This window comes from Pseudoalteromonas sp. TB64, from assembly GCF_000498095.1.
Lineage (GTDB): Bacteria > Pseudomonadota > Gammaproteobacteria > Enterobacterales > Alteromonadaceae > Pseudoalteromonas.
The window spans coordinates 1-1,276 of record NZ_AUTQ01000192.1 but is presented as its reverse complement, the minus strand read 5'-3'; the positions used below and the strand labels follow the sequence as shown (position 1 = coordinate 1,276).

At 35.0% G+C, this 1,276-nt stretch carries 2 pseudogenes; both read right to left on the bottom strand.

Going from position 1 to position 1,276, the window contains the following annotated elements:
- A pseudogene (locus L647_RS01000000124410) lies at positions 1-506 on the bottom strand (protease SohB); the annotation flags it as partial.
- A gap of 383 nt (positions 507-889) precedes the next feature.
- Positions 890-1,276, bottom strand: a pseudogene (locus tag L647_RS1000000126265) (IS4 family transposase); the annotation flags it as partial.

Genomic DNA, 1,276 nt, shown 5'->3' with positions numbered 1-1,276 from the left:
CCGCCACTTGCAGCCACTTTATCTATTGATACACTCAAAGGTATGCCAGCATTTTTAATACGCTGTAATTGAGAAGCTGCAAGACCATATCCATGCACTACACCACCGCCACTTTCTAAGCGAATGAGTACTTTATCTTTACTAGGATCTGCTATTGAAATGATAGCCGTAATTTCTTCTCTCAAGCTCTCTACTTCATGAGCATCCATACTGCCAATAAAATCAATTACATATAATCGAGATTTAGGTTCATCTTTTTCAGTTTTTTTACTTTGTGCTTTTAACTGTTTTTGATGTTCTTTGAGCTCTTTTTTACCCAAGGTACTTAGTAAAAAACTTTCTTTAATATCTTTTAATTGCTTAGATATATCGTCTATCTGTATCTCACCTTTTTTAGCTTTTGGTTTAACAGCAGCGCCTACTACTAAAATTAAAATAGTCGCTATAGCAATGACAAAAGTAAGCGTTTTAGCTAAGAACAAACCGTATTCGTATAAAAATCCCAACTGTTTTCTCCATTTATAAATTTCAGCTAATTTAGCATGCTTTATAACGCCAATCTATCTTGAAAGACACACACAGAGCACTTTCTTACTTTTAAGCGAGGCAAAAAAATTATACAAAAAATAGAGTTAAAATGAGTAAAGGATAATTTAAAAAAGAATATAAACGTATAACTTAAAGGTTGTTTTGTCTTTGGAGGTTCAATTTGTAGCAATATGTTGGGTTTTTAAATAAGTCCTGTCTATGTGGGTAGTGAATAGCGATGGGTAGTCGATAAAGATGTATAAATACCCCTCTAACAACTTAAGTTTTAATTAATTTTGATTGGGTTAATTTAGACTTGGATTTGATAATAAAAAGCCACTTTACAGTTAACACCATTCAGTTAAGCATGCTTTGACTTAATGGTGTACCGAGTTTTTGAAATTCGAACGGTCCTACTTTTGGGCCGTTTTCTTTTTTCTGGAAGAATATAACGTTTCACTCGTTCTCGCATTGCCCTTAATTTCTTTGGAATTGAACCTGGCGAAGCGATGGCACACCAGAGTATTTCATCCTGTATATCCCGCAAAGCCATGACAAAACTAATTCTCAGCGGGGAGACTTTAGCCTCTTTGGCTATTCGACTTATCTCTACTCGAATTAAATTGTAGGCTAGCAATATACCCCATAGCTCTTGATTGACTCCATCCACAGTCTGACTACGCAAAAGAATACTATCCTCAAGCATCTGGTGTTTTATTTCTCCATAGCTATTTTCAATTTCCCAGCG